Here is a 16,853-nt window from a genome sequence, read left to right on the forward strand (position 1 = left end):
TGTCGGTGATGCGAGGATCGGGCAGGCGATCACCGGAGCCGACCCGGGTCCACCACCGGGCAGACCGCACCACTGACCACGAGGACACCCAGCCGGTCGAAGCCAGAGCGGCCGGGGCAGCCGCCGAGGAAGCGCACCCGGCGGCCGCCACCGCTCCCCCGGTCTCAACCGCGCCGAGGACCCACCGCAGCGTTCACCACCGCACTACCGCTGGCGATCGACCACGAGCAGCTTCTGGCACACGCCGAAACAGGAGTTCGCGGCCCTGGTACGGCGTGCGAATCGCCGCCGGGGACGTTACGCGCAGACCCCACCGTCGCCGATTTGATCCTGGTGCCGACCGCCAACGCAGAGCATCGGGTGAGGTGCCGCGGCACGGTCGTAGCGGGGCATTCCGCCGTCTGGTCCGTCTGCCGCTGCCATCTCCTCGATCAACGTGGCCACCACACTCCCGGTCCATCTGCTCGACGGGCGGTCGACCTGCACGACCGGGACGGCACCGGCCAGGGCGGCTATCCACTGCAGATGCGCCTGGCGTTGGAGGAGGCAGAAGTAGGGCCGTAGCGTATTGACGATCAGAGCCGTGAGGGCTGCCGGGCCCGTCAACTTGTGGACAGCCGGCGCCGTCTCGCCGCCTACCGGCCGGAGGACGACGATCAACCCCAAGGGCAGGTCGTCGTGATCGGGGGCGACGAGGGGGAAGCCGAGTTTCCCCGTCCCGATGATCTCCTCACCGCCGTCGCCGTCCATGCCGAGGCGGTCGACGGTCTCCCGACGCAGTCTCAACCGGCGGCCAGACGGGCACACGGTGGGGATGACGCCCCCCTCGCCCACCGGAAAGTCAACGGCGGTCACCTCGTCGGTGACGATCGGGTGATCGCGACCGGCCAGGAGCGCCGCGGTTGTCGACTTGCCGGCGCCACTCTGCCCGGCGATGGCCACGAGGCGACTTCCTATCCGGACCGTGGAGGCGTGCAGGGCGAACCGACGCTGCTGGATGAGGACCAACGAGGCGACCATGCCTTCGAGCCACATGCGTATCACCGAGGTAGGCACCCCGGGCATCGCCTGCACCCGGATGTGCCGGCCCCGCCAGATGTGGAACCTCGCCGTGCCCGGTATCTCCAGCACCGCCTCCGAGGTGTCCGCCGTCAACCAGGGCGTAGCGATGATCGGACTCGCTAGTCGCCGATCGACCCGACCGGCGTTCACCTCCGCCCCGAACACAGCCGGTGCCGCCACCTCGATCGATCGACCCTGACGTACCTCCATAACCACCTTTCTAGCACAAGAAGGTATTATCGGCCTTAAGGTCGAATACATGCTGCTGGGTCCTCGACACCCGCTGGCCCTCGCCGCCTGGTTTCGCTCCCTCCATTCGGACGTACGCTCCGGCGGAGTCAAACTGGCCGCACTCGCCTGCCTGGGTCTGTTCAAAGGCATCGCCGAGACAGCCCTCATCGTCCAGTTGGTAACCCTGGCCCTGGCCGCGACCGGTGACGACAGCAGATCCACCACGAACCCCCTCATCGGCCTCTACCAGCTCACCCTGCCCTACGCGGTAGCCGCCCTGGCCGCGTCCACGCTGATCGCGGGTTACCTCCACTGGCTGTCCGAACGCCTCATCTCGCACGTCTCGACCGAGGCCACCGTCACCGTCCGGTCGCGACTGCTGTCCTCGTACTGCGGGGCGGGATGGCACGAGCAGGCCACCGATCGACCCGGCTTCCTACAGGAACTCGTCACCAGCAGTGCCGTGACCGTCAGCCAGGGGATGCTGACCGTGTCGTCGGCCCTCGTCGCCGCGGCGCAGATGGCCGTACTCACCACCGCCGCCGTCGCGATCAGCCCGGTCGCCGCGCTCGCCGTCGCCACCGTCGGCACGGTGGGCCTGGCGGTCGCCCACCCGTTCCGGGCCAGAACCCGCAGGCTCGCCCGCGACGCTGCCGGCGCCAACGAGGACCTGGCCGCCATCATCGGTGAGACCACCCTGCTCAGCCGGGAGATGTGGGCCAACGGCGTGCACGAGATCGTTCCCCGACGAGCGCGCGGACCGATCGAGAAGGCGGCGCGGCTCACCGCCCGCGTCCGGTTCGAGTCAAGGATCGTACCCACGTTGAGTCGCGATCTCACCATCCTCGGAGCAGGCATGGCCCTGGCCATCGTCAGTCAGACATCGGTGATCGCGATCGGTTCGGTCGGCGCCATCGTGCTGCTGATGGTGCGCGCGGTCGGCCTCGGACAGCAGATCTCCACGGCAGTGCAGGGCGTCTCGGACCGCCAGGCCAGCCTCGACCGGATCAACGCAGCGATCGGACGTTACCGCCGGGCCGCCCCGACCACCACCGGCCGCCCTGCACCACGCCTGGATGTCGTGCAGTTCGAGGACGTGTGGTTCACGTATCCCTCGGCACCCGAGCCCACCCTGACCGGCATCGAGCTGACGCTGCGCCCGGGCGAGGTGGTGGGCCTTGTCGGTGGGAACGCCACCGGAAAATCAACTCTTCTCCACCTGCTGCTCCGGCTCGCCGCCCCGACCCGGGGCCGGATCACCGTCAACGGTGTCGACCTGCGCGACATCTCACTGTCTGGCTGGCTCAGCCAGGTCGCCCTGGTGCCGCAGGACCCCGGCCTGCTCGACGGGACGGTGGCGGAGAACATCCGGTTCCTCCGCAACGACATCGACGATGCCGCCGTACGCCGTGCCGCTCGGGCGGCCGGCCTGCAAGCAGACCTCACCGCCTGGCCGCAGGGCTTGACCCATCCGGTCGGCCCACTCGGGCGGGCACTCTCCGGCGGGCAACGGCAGCGGATCGGGCTGGCCCGAGCGTTGGCGGGTCAGCCACGCCTGCTCGTGTTGGACGAACCCACCAGCGCCCTGGACACCCGTGCCGAGGCCCTCGTGCGCGACACGATCGAAGGGTGCCGGCGGCACGCGGCCGTGCTGATCGTCACCCATCGCATGAGCACCCTGTCGGCCTGCGACCGGATAATGCAACTGCGACTGGGGCGTCTGACCGAGCAGGCCGGAACGGCTCGCGGGGACAGCCTCCTCATCGAGGGTTGAGCACCCCGACCTCTTCACCGGGGACGGGCCGCCCACGAGCGCACAGCCCGCCGCCGGGCCCGGATCGCCGCCGGCAGCCGCGCGGCCATCCACAGAGGCCGCAGGAGGTAACACACCACGAGCCAGACGGCGCTACGCGCGGCCAAGGGCATCGAGCGCCGCAGCATCGCCCTCGACGGGAGAACCCGCTGCACGATGAACAGGGGACGCCGCCACGGCCGGGCGGCGTGCAGCGCGTTCAGGGTTCCCGTGCCGCGTACCCGGGTCAGTGCCCGTACCGCGAGTTCGGCCGGGACGTGCACCCCCCTGCCAAGTTCGTCGGCCAACCCGGACAGCTCAGGGACCTGGCGCAGTCCCGCCACGAAGGCGGGCGACGCATCGAGTCGCCGGGCCAGCTCCGCTGCCGCCCGCATGGTGTCGTCGCCCAGAATCCCCACACCGCGCCGGAGATCGACCAGCGGTTTGGTGTCCTGCACGCCGGTTCGGGCCGCGTGCAACGCCAGGTGGCAGGCGAGCGCCACATCGTCGAGCACAGCCACCTCGGTCGTTCCGATCGCCGAGCGGCGGCTGTGGGTCCACAGCAGTGACCAGACGCGGGTGGGGGCCACGCCGCAGCCGGCGAGCGTGACATGCAGATCCACAGTCGCCTGATCGGGAGTCCGGCGCCAGGTGGATGCGTGAAGGACGTGCTCACCGGGCCGGGCACCGGCCATCAGGTCGACGAAGCCGAGTCCCGTGAGGATGGCCTCGGCATCGGCGTGCCGCCGCGGATCGACCAGCAGGTCGACGTCGCGGTAGCCGCGGTGCACCGCACTGCCGTCGTAGAGCCGGTCCACGATGCTGCGCCCCTTGAGCAGGATCGACTCGATCCCGTGCTGCCGGAAGACCGCCACCAGGCGCGCCCCGACCGAGTCCAACAACAGACAGCGCAACAGCCGCTGGTCGGGAAACACCGCCACCTGAATCGCTTGTGCTGAATCAGCACTATCCCCTCGCCGGGGTACGTAGTTCTGCATCTCACCGAACCTCGATAGGCCGCCGGGGTGGTCGACAACGATTCATATCGACCACCCCGACGACACCTATGAGCGATATTCACATTAGCGACGGCTCTACTGCGCTCGTCGTCGGAAACCTGGAGGGCAGCGGTGCAGCCGTTCCTGGGCCGGACTAGGAGTCCAGGCCGATCAGTGCGTCGAGAATCAGCAGTGCGCCGCTGGCCGTGGCTCCAGCCGACAGGCGGGTGAGACGCGGAGCCGACCACGCCCGCTTGTTCTCGTCGCGCGACAGGCCGCTCTCGGGCCCGTTCGGACGTACCATGCTCATCTTGCCTCCTGTTTAGGTCTGCGGCTCGAACGGACCGCATCTGCTCCACAATGGCGACTGGCGCCATCTGTGATTCTGGCATTCGCGCTGTTACCCCGCAGCTGAATCCAGGCCAACTGCCCCGTACGGCTGCCTTACCGACAATGCTCCACAGCCGCTACCGCGTAATCGAGGCAAACGTCTCGCACCAAGCGACCAGAAATAGGACTGATGGGGCTACGGCCGTCCTGTTCGTGTGCCAATTCACCTTCCGAAGGTGACCGTGCTGTCGTGACGATCACGGCAGCACTCTCGGTCACGACGCCAGGTGCGAGGTGCGGTCTCGGGCCTGCGGCGGACGTGCAGCGACACCGCATCGTCGAGTTGCTCGGTGGTGATGCAGCCACCGCAGGTACTTGCTCGTCGCCAGCGCCCGGGGCAACAGCAGGCTGTAGTCCCGGGTCACGACCGGATCACCGGAACGGCCGGAGGTCGGCCAGTCCCGCACGAGCGCGTCGAGGCGGGCCAGGTCCATCAGTTCCTGGGTGGCCGGATCGGCCCGGGCGGCGGCGAACTCGTCGCGTATCTCGTCCCGCCGGTCGGTGAGCCGGTCGTACCAGTCGGGCAGTTGCGCCCCGCGTACCTCACGAAGTCTGATGCCGTCCGGAACCCGGCCCGCCATGGCGGTCCGGGCGGCGGATCGGCCCCGTCCGCGATGGCGCCGCGCCCAGCCCGGCTGCCCTGCGGAAAGTTCGATCAGGGAGAGGTCGGCGGTAGGGTCGACAATGCGCCCGCCGCACCGTACGTCGAGGGTGGCCATCACCTCCGCGTGTTGGGCGTTGTCGTCGAGGAAGCGCCCGAGGCCGGAGATCCTCTGGTAGGCGTCGATGCCGCCGGCTATGCGTGCCGCCACCGCGGGTGTCGCCCGTTGGCGCCGCAGCGGGCTGGCGGCCAGCCACTGTGCCGACAGCGGCTGGGTGCCGCGGCGTACCTCGATCAGTCGCTTGACGGAATCGGGCAGCAACGGGCGCAACACCCCCTGGACGAGGGTTTCCCGCAGACCGCGTCGTGCCGACCACGCGCCGGCCTCCCGCCACGCCTCGGCCAACCGCCCGGCGCGAGCAAGATCCACCAGCCACCTGGGCTCGTCACGGGAGAAGGTCAGGTTGCCGATGCCGCCGGTGAACAGAACGGAGACACCGTCCATCACGGCCCGGTGGTGAATGGCTCTGACCCACATCATGTTGAGGGTGTTCCGAATCGGGGTTCCTCCGGCTGCGAAGTAGGCGTCGTCACCGTCGATGGCGTAGGCGCCGACGGCGTCGACGAAGGTCGGTTCGAGGTGAGGATGCTCGTTGGCCAGCAGGCGGACCAGGGAGGACTCGTCGGGGTCCCGTCCGTTCCCCGACCCTGCCCAGCCCGCCGGCGGCACAGAGGTGTAGGTGTGCAACCGCGCCGGGGCGACCTGTTCGGCCAGCGTCGCCGCCACGGCGGTGGAATCCAGACCTCCACTGAGCATCACGCCGATGCCACCTCGATGCCGCAACTGGACGCGAACCGCCTCGTCCAGCGCGGCGCGTAACTCCTCGGCGTGCGCCTCGGCGGATCCGGACCGCCGGGGCGTGACATCCAGCGACCAGTAGCGGCGGCGTTGGGTCCGCTCCGGACTGATCCAGACCGTGCTGGCTGCGGGTACCGGGGTCACGTCCTGGATCCAGCTCCGTTCGGTGTCCTGGACGACGGCCAGGAACTCGACGGCCCGTTCGAGGTCCGGTTCCAGCGGCACCTGCGGCAACGCGGCGACCGCGAGCGCGGTGCTGCCGAAGCCGAGCCATCCGACGCCCTGGTACAGGTGCAACGGTCGCCTACCGAGATGGTCGCGGGCGAGCAGCACTCCCTGACGCCGCCCGTCCACCACCGCGAAGGCGAAGTCGCCGCGCAGCCTGCGACAACAATCGTCGCCCCACCGGTTGTAGGCGTGGGCGATCAACAACGAGTCCGGTAATGCCAGGGTGTCCCGAAGTGCCAGCATCCGGCACAACTCCGCCCGATTGGTGAGCACCGCATCGGCGACCACCACCGTCTCGGTGTCAGCCGACGCCCACGGTTGCCGGTCCTCGTCGTCCTCGGCGACGCGGTGGTGCATGACGGTGGCCATGGCTGCGCCCACCACACCGGTCCGACCGGACCAGCGACCGTACGCGTCCGCGCCGAGGGCGGTCAGCACGGCGACCGCTCCATCCAGATCACGCTCGGCGTACGGCCGACCGTCCAGACCCACGAGGCCCGCGAAGCCCGTCATGCGTTCACCTGTCTTCACCCGAAAGCCCACCTACCCGAGCGACGGTATGGCACTATTTGTCCCGTGTCAGTCATTTTGTCATCTGAGGTAGTGCGTAGTTCCGCCGCACTGACCGCCGCCGTCAACGACGAGATCGTCATGCTCGACCCCGAGCAGGGTGCATACTTCGGCCTCAGCCCGGTCGCCTCCCGCATCTGGGAACTCATCGCGGAACCCGCCACGGTCGAGGGCATCTGCGCCGCCCTGCACACCGAGTACGGAGTGGAGCCGGACACGTGCCGCCACGACGTGACCGCGTTCCTGGACGACCTGGCGGGGGCGCGTCTGATCACCGTCACCCCGTGACCAGACCTCGCACCATAGCGCTCGCACTGGAGGCCGCCGCCCGACTCACGACCGCCCAACTCCTCATCGCCGTCTACTCCGGACCCCGGCTGATGCGTTTCCTCGGGCCCGTTGAGCGACCCACGACGGCCACGGAAGAGACCCCACCACGCTGGCCTGCGGCACGTCGCGTCGCCCGCGTGGTGGATCGCGTCGGACATCTCCTACCCTGGCGCCCCGTCTGCCTACCGCGCGCCATGACCACCCGGGCCATGCTGCGACGTCGCGCCATCCCGTGCGAACTCCACCTCGGGGTCACCAGTACCGCGCCCCTCGCCGCACACGCCTGGGTGACGGTCGACGGCAGGGTAGTGCAGGGCGGGCCGGTCGCCCACGTCACACCCTTGGCAACGCTGCGTTAGAGCGCACCAGCGCTCGACCTGTCCTGATCGGAACGCCCGCACCCCATTTGGACACCGTCATGCGACCGGACTCTACCGACCTCCACACGCCCCACACCAGACCTGCGAATACCTATTCAGCGGCGAAGATACTTGCAAGAATCCCCGCCCATTGGCACGATGGCTATCGATGGCGCGATGGGAGCCGGGCAGCGCCGAACCACCGCGGCCGAGGGCAACGGCCGCGGACCGAGTTTCGACCTGTCTGTAGCTGGCAGCGATGGCCGGGAAGCTGGCGGTAGTCCGACGACTCCGCCGATCGCAGGCCCAGCTTGTCCAACGCCGCTCGCTGCGTGCCATGAGCGGCAGAGAGGAAGCCCGATGAGGCTTACCCATCGTATCGGAGTTCCACCGTCCAATCTGCGGCGCGGGGCCATCGCGGCCACCGCGCTCGTCGTCGCCTCGACCGCCGCCCTCGCGGGTGCCACCCAGGCCAGCGCCGCCGCCGGCTGTCGCGTCGACTACAGCGTCACCAGTCAGTGGTCGGGTGGATTCGGCGCCACCATCGGCATCACCAACCTGGGCGACCCGATCACGTCAGGCTGGACCCTGCGCTTCTCCTTCGGCGCGGGCCAGACGATCGACCAGCTGTGGAACGGCGTCGTGAGCCAATCCGGCAGCAACGTCACGATCACGAACGCCTCCTACAACGGCAACCTGGCCACCAACGCCACGGTCACCCCCGGCTTCAACGGCACGTGGAACGGCAGCAACCCGGAGCCCACCTCGTTCACCCTGAACGGCACCGCCTGCACGGGCTCCGTCACCCCCACGACCGCACCGCCGACCACCGCACCGCCACCCACGACTCCCCCGCCGACCACGCCACCACCGACGACTCCGCCGCCCACGACGCCGCCACCCACGACGCCACCGCCCACGCCGACGCCGACCGGTCCGTCGGGGGCGGTCTGGGCGGTGAACCCTGGCGGTAGTGCGTTCACCAGCTCGGACGGCACCGCCTTCGTCGCGGACGCCGGCTTCTCGGGCGGCTCGACATACTCCAACTCGGTGCCGATCAACGGAACCACCGACGACACGCTGTTCCAGAGCGAACGGTACGGCGACTTCACCTACACGGCCCCGGTCCCGAACGGGACCTACGTCGTCTCGCTGTACTTCGCCGAGACCTACCACACGGCGGCGGGGATGCGGAGCTTCGACGTGCTGATGGAGGGCACCGAACGCATCAGTGACCTCGACATCTACGCCCAGGCCGGGGCCAGCACGGCGTACGTGACCCAGACCAACGTCGCGGTCGGTGACGGAGCGATCAATCTCCAGTTCCGGTCGAACGTCGAGAACGCCAAGATCAATGCGATCAAGGTGTCCACAGTGGCGAACCCGGGAGATCCGGTAGCCTCCTTCACCGTCACGCCGTCCAACCCGGCACCCGGTGACACGGTGACCGTCGACGCGTCGGCCTCGTTCGATCTCGATGGCACGATCACCGGCTACCGGACCGACTTCGGCAACGGCACCACCGCGACCGGCGCGGTCACCACCCACCAGTACCAGGCGGCGGGCTCCTACACCATCACTGTCACCGTCACCGACAACAGCGGCCGCACCAACTCCTCGGCCAAGACGGTGACCGTACAGGCGCCGCCACCGGCGTCGGCGAAGCCCCGCGTGATCAACCTGACCGACTTGGGTGCCGACCCCGACGACCTCCAGTCGTTGGTGCGGATGCTGGTCACCGCAAACGAGGTCGATATCGAGGGCATCATCGCGACCACCGGTTGCTGGCGGACGACCCAGAGTACGTCCAACATGAACAGCCTGTTGAACCCGCGACTCAACGCATACGGGCAGGTGCTCGGCAACCTGCAACGGCACGCCTCGGGATACCCCAGCCTGTCGTACCTCCAGTCGATCTCGAAGTTGGGTCAGCCCGGTTACGGGATGGCCGACGTCGGCGCCGGCAAGGACAGCGCCGGCTCAGAACTGATCATCGCCGCGGTGGACAAGAACGATCCGCGTCCGGTCTGGGTGAATGTGTGGGGTGGCGGCAACACCCTGGCACAGGCCGTGTGGAAGGTACGGAACACCCGTAGCCAGGCCGCTCTGAACCAGTTCATCAGCAAGCTACGGGTGTACGACGTGCTCGGTCAGGACGACGCCGGTGTGTGGCTGACGAAGAACTTCCCGGATCTGCTCTACATCCGCGCGAAGAGCCTGGTCTACAGCTGGCAGCCCTCCGACAGTTGGCTCGACAGCAACGTGCAGAACCACGGCGCACTCGGCGCCCAGTACCCCGACCGCAAGTACGCGACCGAGGGCGACACCCCGTCCTTCATGCACCAATTGGCGCCGGGTCTGACCGACCCCAGCCGGGTGGACTGGGGCGGCTGGGGCGGCCGCTTCGGCCCCGCCGAGAAGACCGCCGTCCGAGGCATGTCCTGCAACGGCAGACTCTCCAACGAGCCCTCGTTCGACCCCTACTACATGTACAGCGACGCCTCCGACGGCGGCAGCTCGATCAGCCGCTGGAGCACCGCCATCCACAACGACTTCGCCGCCCGGATGGACTGGACCATCACCGGCAGCTTCTCCGGCGCGAACCACCACCCCGTCGCCGTCGTCAACGGCGACACCAGCAAGCGCATCCTGGAGATCTCCGCCAACGCCGGCTCGACCGTCAACCTCAACGCCACCGGATCCAGCGACCCCGACGGCAACTCACTTGCCTACTCCTGGTCCTACTACGACGAGCCCAGCACCCACAACGGATCGGTGACCATCAACAACAGCACCGCCGCCAGCGCGACCGTCCAAGTCCCGTCCAACGCCTCCGGCAAGAACCTCCACGTCATCCTGACCCTCCGCGACAACGGATCACCGAACCTGTACTCCTACCGCAGAGTCATCATCAACGTGCGGTAGATGTCGGGTAGTTACAGCACCCACGAGTGATCCTGATGGTGTCCTTCCGGACGGACCTGGTCCGTTCGGAAGGACACCCCACGACCGATGGCGTCACCAAGGCCGTAGCCGTATGGTCGGCGAGTTCACCACACGGCGACGCACTCATCGGCCAGATCGGCACACCCGACCTTCGTCGGCGTCCGGCCACCGGTCAGGCAACGCCACCGTCGGTGTGGACGTTGGGCGGCGGGACGAGGCGACGATCTCCATGTCGAAACGGCCCGCGTCGACGGTGTCACCGTCGCCGACCACCCGGTCGACGGCGACCGGGAGAGCCGGTAACCGGCCGGATAGATCCCGGCCGCGGGCCGCCGCCAGGAAGGTGCGCGACTCGTCGGCGCTCGTCAGCGCCACGCTGGTCTCGGCGCCCGTTCGTTGGCGGTCTATCCCGGTACGTTTGATCCGTTCACCCCGGGGCACCTCGACCTGGTGGCCCGTGCTCGGGTGATGTTCGACCGGCTCACCGTGTTGCTGGCGGTGAACGCCGACAAGCGACCAACCGCCGGCGCCACGGCCACGGCCGTACGCGACGCCATGCCGGCAGGCTGGGGCGATGTCGAGGTGGACACCTGGACCGGCCTGACCACCGCCAACTGCCTGCGTACGGCGCCACGGTCATCGTCAGCGGCGTACGCACGGCCGCGGACCTTCGCTACGAGCACCAACTCGCGGCGATGAACGAACAACTCGGTGTGCAGACCGTCTGGTTGCCGTCCCGTCCGCAGTTCACCGCCACTTCGTCCGCAGTCGCACGCGCGTACCGCTCGGCACAGTCGGCCCGTCCGTGCGGCGCTCCGCGCCCGGCTAGACCGCGGCCAGGATCCGCGCCAGCTCTGTCGGCCGCGTCAGCATCGGCCAGTGTCCGGAATTGATGTCGACCAGGTCGACATGCTCGGCCCGGGCCAGCTCGGGTACGTCGCCCGCGGCAATCCACTCTCACGCTTGGGCCGGCGTGTACTCGGTGCACACCATGACAACAGGTATGCCGAACCGCCGCTCGTCCGTCAGTCGCACGACGCCCCTGGCCACACCCTCCGGAACCGGGATCGCGGCTGCCTCGAACGCCTGCCGCGCCTGCTCGTCGAGGTCGGCCGCGTCCGCGCCTTCGAACAGCGCCCAGCCCGGGAACGGCATGACGCCGTCGGTGATCTCGAGGAGGTCGGCGTACGGTTGCCCGTCGCCTGATGGGACCCCGCCGATCAGCACCACCTTCGCGACCCGGCTGGGCCGCACGTCGGCCGTCATCCAGGCCAGGGTGCAGGCCGCGGAGTGCCCCACCACCACCGACCTGCCATGCCCCGCGTCCACGGCGGCAAGCACCGCGGACACCTGATCGGCCAGCGTCGCCGACATGTTCCCGTCACCCTGACCCGGCAGGGTGACCGGCACGGGGTGGCGGCCCCTCTTCTCCAGCTCTGACGCGACGCCGGTCCACACCGACCCGTCGAGCCACAGGCCACCCAAGAGCACGATCTGTTCTGCAGTCATCGGATCAACGTAGAGGCGATTCCGGACGATATGCTTCCGGAACTCTGGCCGTTGTGCCGACTGGTCGGCGCCCCGCCCGGCGCTACAGCGACCCGGACTCCGTAGCCTTGTGCCGGTGACAGCTGTGCGGGCACGGATCAGGGCGATTCTCGCCGGAACGGTCGACTACGAATCGGGGCTGGACGCGCTGACCGTCACACCGTCAACCGAGGTCGACCCGGAGCTGGTGGCCGCGAGGGACGAGACCTGCGCCCGGCTGTGGCGGGGCGGGTGGCAGCCGGCCGAACTGCACCGGGTGGTCGCCCGTCGGGGCCGACCGCACCAGGCCGACCTGGTCACCGACGCGGTCGCCGCGCACCTGCGGCAGTTCCCCCGAAACACGGTCGACGGGCAGTGGCTGGCGCAGGCAGACACCCTCGACGCGCGGGTCTGGTGGACCGGGGACGCGACCTACGTCGACGCACTCACGGCCTGCTGGCGGCTCGACCGGGTGGCCGTACTCGACCTGGTTTTGGGCCTGCTCGCCATCCTGGCCACGCTCCCGCCGATCGAGGTGCTGGTCCCCCCGCCCGGGTCCGCCGCCGTGCCGGCCGACAGGTCGGGCGCCAACGGGTCGTCCCGGGTCGATGCCCGGCTGCTCGACCGGGTACGCGCCCTGCTCGCCAAGGCGGAGTCAACGACCTACCCGGCCGAGGCGGAGGCGTACACCGCCAAGGCCCAGGAGTTGGTCACCCGGCACAGCCTGGACGAGGCGCTGCTGGCCGCCCGGAACGGTGACGCGGCGCCGGTGGTGCCGTACGCGCGGCGGATCGGTGTAGACCACCCGCACGAGAAGGAGAAGGCGTCCCTGCTGGACGCGATCGCCCGGACCAACCGCTGCCACACGGTGTCGTCACCGGAGCTGGCGTTCAGCACCGTCTTCGGTTTCGACACCGACATCGACGCCGTCGATCTGCTCTACACCTCCCTGCTGGTGCAGGCGCACCGGGCGATGGCTCGGGCCGAGCCGCCGGGCGGCAAGGCCGGTCGACGCCGCCTGAAGGCGTTCCGTCAGTCCTTCCTGGTGGCGTTTGCGGACCGAATCGACGAACGACTGGCCGACGTGGCACAACTCGCGTTGGCGCGGGCCACCGGTCGGGGCGACGGAGACGGGGTGACCGACCCGGCCGACCTGCTTCCGGTGCTCGCCTCCCGGGACGAGCAGATCCGCGAGACCATGCGGCGGGTCTTCCCCCACACCGTCCGGGCCCGGGCCGTCCGGGTAGACAGCCGTGAGGGCTGGGAGTCCGGTCGGCAGGCCGCCGACCGCGCCGCCCTACCGACCGGCACCACCCGGGGCCGGTAGTCCTGCCGCCGTGGGAGCCCGCAGGAGGCCCAGCCCTCGGCACGACGCTCGGTCGGGCGGGAGTCCGGCGACGGCTCGTGGTGAGAGAACCGGGCACTGCGCACTGCGGCAGCGGCCGGGTGGTCGCCACCTGGACAGCGCCGGTCGCCGGGGGTGACCGGTTCAGATCGGCTTGTACGCGGTGACCAGCTCCCAGGGGCCCGGGAGCACTGACACGTGCTGGAAACCGACCTCCGTGAGCAGCCTGGTGTAGAAGTCCACCTCGCGCAGGCGGCTGACGCTGCTGTCGACGCCGATCAGGAAGTAGCTCCAGAAGAACTGCATGGCCAGTCGGTCAGGGGTGCGGAACTCCTCACAGATCAGCAGCAGCCCGCCCGGCTCCACTGCCACGTACGCCTGCTCCACCAGTTGGCGGGCCACGGCGTTGGGCCAGTCGTGCAGGACCCGGACGAACGAGAGCGCGTCGTAGCCCGTCGGCAGCGCCTCGGCGAAGAAGTCGCCGCCGACGAAGCCCATCCGATCCCGGTGCCCGCGGTTGGCTCGGGTGGCCGCCACCAACGGCGCCACCGCCGGCAGGTTGTACACGTCGGCCCGCAGAGCCGGCGCGGAGTCCAGGATGTGCGCGGCGAGCGTCCCGTCGCCGCCGCCCACGTCCAGCAGGCGGTGCCGGTCGGACCACAGGCGGCTCGCGTGCCGGCGTACCGTCTCGATCGCCGGCCCCAGCCCGAGGGCCATGCTGCGCTCGAACTCGGCGCTCTGCGTGGCCGTCTTCGGTGGCCAGGCGAAACCGTCGTCGATGCTGACGTCACCGCGCAGGCTACCGGCCAGTCGGCCGTGCAACTGCCGCCAGGGATAGCGGTCCCGGTCCCGCTCGGTGGCGCCCGGACCGAGCACCGCGTCGACCGCGTCGCGCAGCCCCGGCACGGCCCGGTAGCTGGTCGCGCCGATGTCGTCGTCGGGCTCGTCGCGGATCAACAGACCGAGGCTCTCGACGCAGTCGAGGAACTTGTACAGCCGCAACGGGAGCACCTCGAATCGGGCCGCCATCGCGTCGAGACGGGCCGGTCCGGGCTCCAGCGCGTCGAGCAGCCCCATCTCCGACGCCGTGTCCAGCACGTCAATCGCCTTGGGCCCGTTCACGAGCAGACTCATCAACGCCCGGGGCGAGAGAGTGACGGTCACCGGCGCAGCTCCTTACTCAGGGCATCCATGAACAGGTCGATCTCGTCGAGGGTGTTGTAGACGTGCGGTCCGACCCGCAGGTAGCCACGCCAGCTGCAGATCACGCCGCGGGCGGCGAGCCGCTTCTTGACGGCTTCGCCCTCGGGGATGTCCAGACACACCACTGGACCGCGTGTCGCGCCGGTGGGGCTGACCACCGGGAGGCCGGCGGCCTCGGCCAGGTCCAGCAGCCGTTGGGTGAGCGCCAGCGAATGCCGCCGGATAGCGTCGACACCGACTCCGGCCAGCAGATCCATTCCGACCTGGGAGACCAACGAGGTGAGCGGGTACGGCGTGCCGCCAGCGAACCGGCGCACTCCCGCTGCCCACCCGTATGAGGGTCGGAACGTCAGTGCCCGGTCGCCGGCCTGCCACCCGGTGGCCGCCGGATTGAGCTGCGGCACGAGGTCCGGCCGGACGTAGAGGAACGCGGTGCCGACGCCGCAGAGCCACTTGTGGGAGCCGCCGAGGACAACATCGACGCCGAGCGCGGCGACGTCCAGCGGCACCACCCCGGCGGTCTGGAAGGCGTCCACCACCACCAGCGCGCCGACCTGGTGAGCACGGGCCACCAGGCGGGGCAGGTCGACGGTGGCGCCAGAGGTGAAGCTGGCGTGCGGCACGCAGACCAGCAGCGTACGCTCGTCCAGCCGCGCCTCCAGGGCATCCTGGTCGAGGCGGGGGCCACCGGTGCCGACCACGTCGAGGTCCGCACCGAGACGGCCGTAGGCCCGGAAGATGAACGGTACCGTCGGATACTCGAGATCCGTGATGACGACCCGGTTGCGGGGCGGCCGGTAATCGAAGCAGGACGCCACCCGGGCCAGGAAGGTACTCAGGTTCGCGTCGGTGAGCACGCTGCCCGGCGGCGCTCCGAGCATCGCGGCCACCGAATCGGCGTACCGGTCGAGGCCGACGTGCCAGTCCTGCCACACATCGTCGCGCCAGGTGCGTAACGTCTCCCAGTAGCCGTGCAACACGCGCTCGGCACCCCTGGGCACCGCGCCGGTGGAGTTGCTGTTCAGGTAGACGCAGGTCTGCAACAGCGGGAACTCGGCGCGCAGCACGGCCTGCGCGTCGGCGTCGAGGCATCGGGGAGTCACCTCGGGCCGGTTCACGCGCAGCGCCGTTCGGTCGGGCCGGCCGAGGGGGGTTCGGGCGGTACGGCGGTGAAGACCGGATCGGCGCTGACCGCCGCCAGGTACGGCGTGCCCTCGGTGTATCCGGTGCCGGGCTGCGAGCCGAGCATCCGCACCGCCACCCGGAGATGGGTGCGACGCCACTGCCCCAGGGTGCCGGCGAACACGGCCATCCGCTGCGCTACCAGGGCGCCGCCCGGGCCGGTCAGCCGGCCATCGGAAACAGCCGACCGGTACGCCTCGTCGACCGTCGACTGGCCGCCCTGTACCCGGGCCCGCACCTCCGGCACCGACCGGAAGGCCACCGAGTCCAGCCGGTCCGCTTCCGGGGTCCGGCACAGCGACTCCACCAGCTTGTAGGAGCGGGACTGGATCGCACTGGCCCCCTCGGTGTACTGCCGGAACGTGCGGAAGGACTCCGGCTGCATGGTGGCCAGCAGGGAGAACAGCGGACCTGCGGCACGCAGCAGGTCACCCGCGTGGCCGAGCCGGTCCACCGCGGCGTCGGGCGCGGACCCGTTCAGTGCGGCGACCGCCGATTGAAGTTCCTCGGCGACCCCGGCGAAGAGACACTCGTAGCTCTGCAGCACCCGGATGAACAGGTACTCGTCGTGCGTCACGTGGACGGGCAGCATGCTCAGCCGCAGCGGCGGATCCCCGGCGGGCGCCAGGTCACTGGCGACGGCGTGCAGGTCGCCGGCGGTCGCCGGGGCGTCCGCCCCGGTCAGGCCGAGCCGGGCCAGCGCGGGCGAAGCGGCTCGGACACCGAGCCGGCAGCGTTTGGCCACCACCGCTGGCCCCGGCCGGTGCTGCGGGAACAGCTCGGTGGTGTGCGCGGCAGCGGCCAGTTCGAAGGCCAGCGTGTCGGCGACCAGACGGACGAGGAGACGGTCCCGAGCCTGTCGCGTGGCCGTCGGGTCCGCCGCCGGAGCCGGATCGTCCGCTCCGCAGGGCAGCCGAAGCAGCCGCAGGGCAAGGTAACTGCGGTAGTCGTACCGGCCGTCCCACTTGTCGAGTGCGATGTCCAGGAAGTCGGTCAACTGCCGGGTCGCGGCGTCGCCGCTGCCCGCTGCCCGGCCGGCCGTCGTCTGTCGGGCACCGTCGAGCAGTGCCAGGAGACTCTTTTCGACAAAGTGTTTGCCAACCCGGTGAAATTCGTCGAGCACCGCCGAGTAAGGAAAGAGTCTCGGTTCGGTCCGGCCGCACAACCAGTGAGTCAACGCACGCACTTGCCACCCCTCGCAATTGACGGGACGAACCACGATCGACAATC

14 protein-coding genes and 1 pseudogene are annotated in these 16,853 nt (G+C 69.6%); 6 read left to right on the forward strand and 9 right to left on the reverse strand.

Going from position 1 to position 16,853, the window contains the following annotated elements; translation table 11 throughout:
- Positions 1-297 precede the first annotated feature (297 nt).
- Complete coding sequence (locus ACFHWY_RS21025; RefSeq protein ID WP_416581938.1) at positions 298-1,272, reverse strand: hypothetical protein; 975 nt, start codon at positions 1,270-1,272, stop codon at positions 298-300.
- A gap of 49 nt (positions 1,273-1,321) precedes the next feature.
- Between ACFHWY_RS21025 and ACFHWY_RS21030 the strand changes: the two genes are divergently transcribed.
- Positions 1,322-3,067, forward strand: coding sequence for an ATP-binding cassette domain-containing protein (locus tag ACFHWY_RS21030; RefSeq protein WP_416581939.1), 1,746 nt, complete (start codon positions 1,322-1,324; stop codon positions 3,065-3,067).
- Positions 3,068-3,081: 14 nt separating this feature from the next.
- Here ACFHWY_RS21030 and ACFHWY_RS21035 read toward each other — a convergent pair whose 3' ends face one another.
- The 3 genes from ACFHWY_RS21035 to ACFHWY_RS21045 all read right to left on the reverse strand — a co-directional run bounded on the left by ACFHWY_RS21035 (position 3,082) and on the right by ACFHWY_RS21045 (position 6,674).
- Positions 3,082-4,026: a nucleotidyltransferase family protein gene (locus tag ACFHWY_RS21035; protein WP_416581940.1), complete on the reverse strand. Its 945-nt coding sequence runs from the start codon at positions 4,024-4,026 to the stop codon at positions 3,082-3,084.
- Positions 4,027-4,237: 211 nt separating this feature from the next.
- Entirely contained in the window at positions 4,238-4,393 is a 156-nt protein-coding gene (locus ACFHWY_RS21040; RefSeq protein ID WP_416581941.1) for a hypothetical protein, read from the reverse strand.
- A gap of 295 nt (positions 4,394-4,688) precedes the next feature.
- Positions 4,689-6,674, reverse strand: a complete 1,986-nt coding sequence (locus ACFHWY_RS21045) for an asparagine synthetase B family protein (protein WP_416581942.1) — start codon at positions 6,672-6,674, stop codon at positions 4,689-4,691.
- Positions 6,675-6,764: 90 nt separating this feature from the next.
- On the opposite strand from ACFHWY_RS21045, the gene ACFHWY_RS21050 reads away from it, so the two are divergent.
- The 3 genes from ACFHWY_RS21050 to ACFHWY_RS21060 all read left to right on the forward strand — a co-directional run bounded on the left by ACFHWY_RS21050 (position 6,765) and on the right by ACFHWY_RS21060 (position 10,345).
- On the forward strand, positions 6,765-7,019 hold the full coding sequence (locus ACFHWY_RS21050; protein WP_416581943.1) for a PqqD family protein: 255 nt from the start codon (positions 6,765-6,767) through the stop codon (positions 7,017-7,019).
- Positions 7,016-7,420 carry a lasso peptide biosynthesis B2 protein gene (locus ACFHWY_RS21055; RefSeq protein ID WP_416581944.1) on the forward strand — a complete coding sequence of 135 codons (405 nt, stop codon included), beginning with the start codon at positions 7,016-7,018 and terminating at the stop codon, positions 7,418-7,420. Before ACFHWY_RS21050 ends, ACFHWY_RS21055 begins: the two co-directional genes overlap by 4 nt.
- Before the next feature lie 360 nt (positions 7,421-7,780).
- On the forward strand, positions 7,781-10,345 hold the full coding sequence (locus ACFHWY_RS21060; RefSeq protein ID WP_416581945.1) for a nucleoside hydrolase-like domain-containing protein: 2,565 nt from the start codon (positions 7,781-7,783) through the stop codon (positions 10,343-10,345).
- Between the two features lie 144 nt (positions 10,346-10,489).
- Here the strand turns inward: ACFHWY_RS21060 and ACFHWY_RS21065 are convergent, their stop codons facing one another.
- A complete protein-coding gene (locus tag ACFHWY_RS21065; protein ID WP_416581946.1) occupies positions 10,490-10,741 on the reverse strand; it encodes a hypothetical protein in 252 nt (83 codons plus the stop codon).
- A gap of 21 nt (positions 10,742-10,762) precedes the next feature.
- Here ACFHWY_RS21065 and ACFHWY_RS21070 point away from each other — a divergent pair, with 21 nt between their 5' ends.
- Entirely contained in the window at positions 10,763-11,065 is a 303-nt protein-coding gene (locus tag ACFHWY_RS21070; RefSeq protein WP_416581947.1) for an adenylyltransferase/cytidyltransferase family protein, read from the forward strand.
- A gap of 126 nt (positions 11,066-11,191) precedes the next feature.
- Here ACFHWY_RS21070 and ACFHWY_RS21075 read toward each other — a convergent pair.
- Positions 11,192-11,875 (reverse strand): annotated as a pseudogene (locus tag ACFHWY_RS21075) (alpha/beta fold hydrolase).
- Positions 11,876-11,990: 115 nt separating this feature from the next.
- On the opposite strand from ACFHWY_RS21075, the gene ACFHWY_RS21080 reads away from it, so the two are divergent.
- Entirely contained in the window at positions 11,991-13,220 is a 1,230-nt protein-coding gene (locus ACFHWY_RS21080; RefSeq protein ID WP_416581948.1) for a DUF2786 domain-containing protein, read from the forward strand.
- Between the two features lie 162 nt (positions 13,221-13,382).
- On the opposite strand, the gene ACFHWY_RS21085 is transcribed toward ACFHWY_RS21080, so the two are convergent.
- Genes ACFHWY_RS21085 through ACFHWY_RS21095 form a run of 3 tightly spaced genes read right to left on the reverse strand, consistent with a single transcriptional unit; the run spans position 13,383 to position 16,809 of the window.
- A complete protein-coding gene (locus tag ACFHWY_RS21085) occupies positions 13,383-14,402 on the reverse strand; it encodes a methyltransferase (protein WP_416581949.1) in 1,020 nt (339 codons plus the stop codon).
- Entirely contained in the window at positions 14,399-15,559 is a 1,161-nt protein-coding gene (locus ACFHWY_RS21090) for an aminotransferase class V-fold PLP-dependent enzyme (protein WP_416581950.1), read from the reverse strand. The genes ACFHWY_RS21085 and ACFHWY_RS21090 overlap by 4 nt, the downstream gene beginning before the upstream one ends.
- Entirely contained in the window at positions 15,556-16,809 is a 1,254-nt protein-coding gene (locus ACFHWY_RS21095) for a tryptophan 2,3-dioxygenase family protein (RefSeq protein WP_416581951.1), read from the reverse strand. The genes ACFHWY_RS21090 and ACFHWY_RS21095 overlap by 4 nt, the downstream gene beginning before the upstream one ends.
- Positions 16,810-16,853: the final 44 nt, after the last annotated feature.

Origin of the sequence: Micromonospora sp. LOL_024, from assembly GCF_048060415.1 — a bacterium.
Lineage (GTDB): Bacteria > Actinomycetota > Actinomycetes > Mycobacteriales > Micromonosporaceae > Micromonospora.

What these genes read in the sequence shown, in the direction of transcription:
- ACFHWY_RS21025 (WP_416581938.1), bottom strand. Translation starts at nt 1,272, where the DNA reads ATGGAGGTACGTCAGGGTCGATCGATCGAGGTGGCGGCACCGGCTGTG.
- ACFHWY_RS21030 (WP_416581939.1), top strand. Translation starts at nt 1,322, where the DNA reads ATGCTGCTGGGTCCTCGACACCCGCTGGCCCTCGCCGCCTGGTTTCGC.
- ACFHWY_RS21040 (WP_416581941.1), bottom strand. Translation starts at nt 4,393, where the DNA reads ATGAGCATGGTACGTCCGAACGGGCCCGAGAGCGGCCTGTCGCGCGAC.
- ACFHWY_RS21045 (WP_416581942.1), bottom strand. Translation starts at nt 6,674, where the DNA reads ATGACGGGCTTCGCGGGCCTCGTGGGTCTGGACGGTCGGCCGTACGCC.
- ACFHWY_RS21060 (WP_416581945.1), top strand. Translation starts at nt 7,781, where the DNA reads ATGAGGCTTACCCATCGTATCGGAGTTCCACCGTCCAATCTGCGGCGC.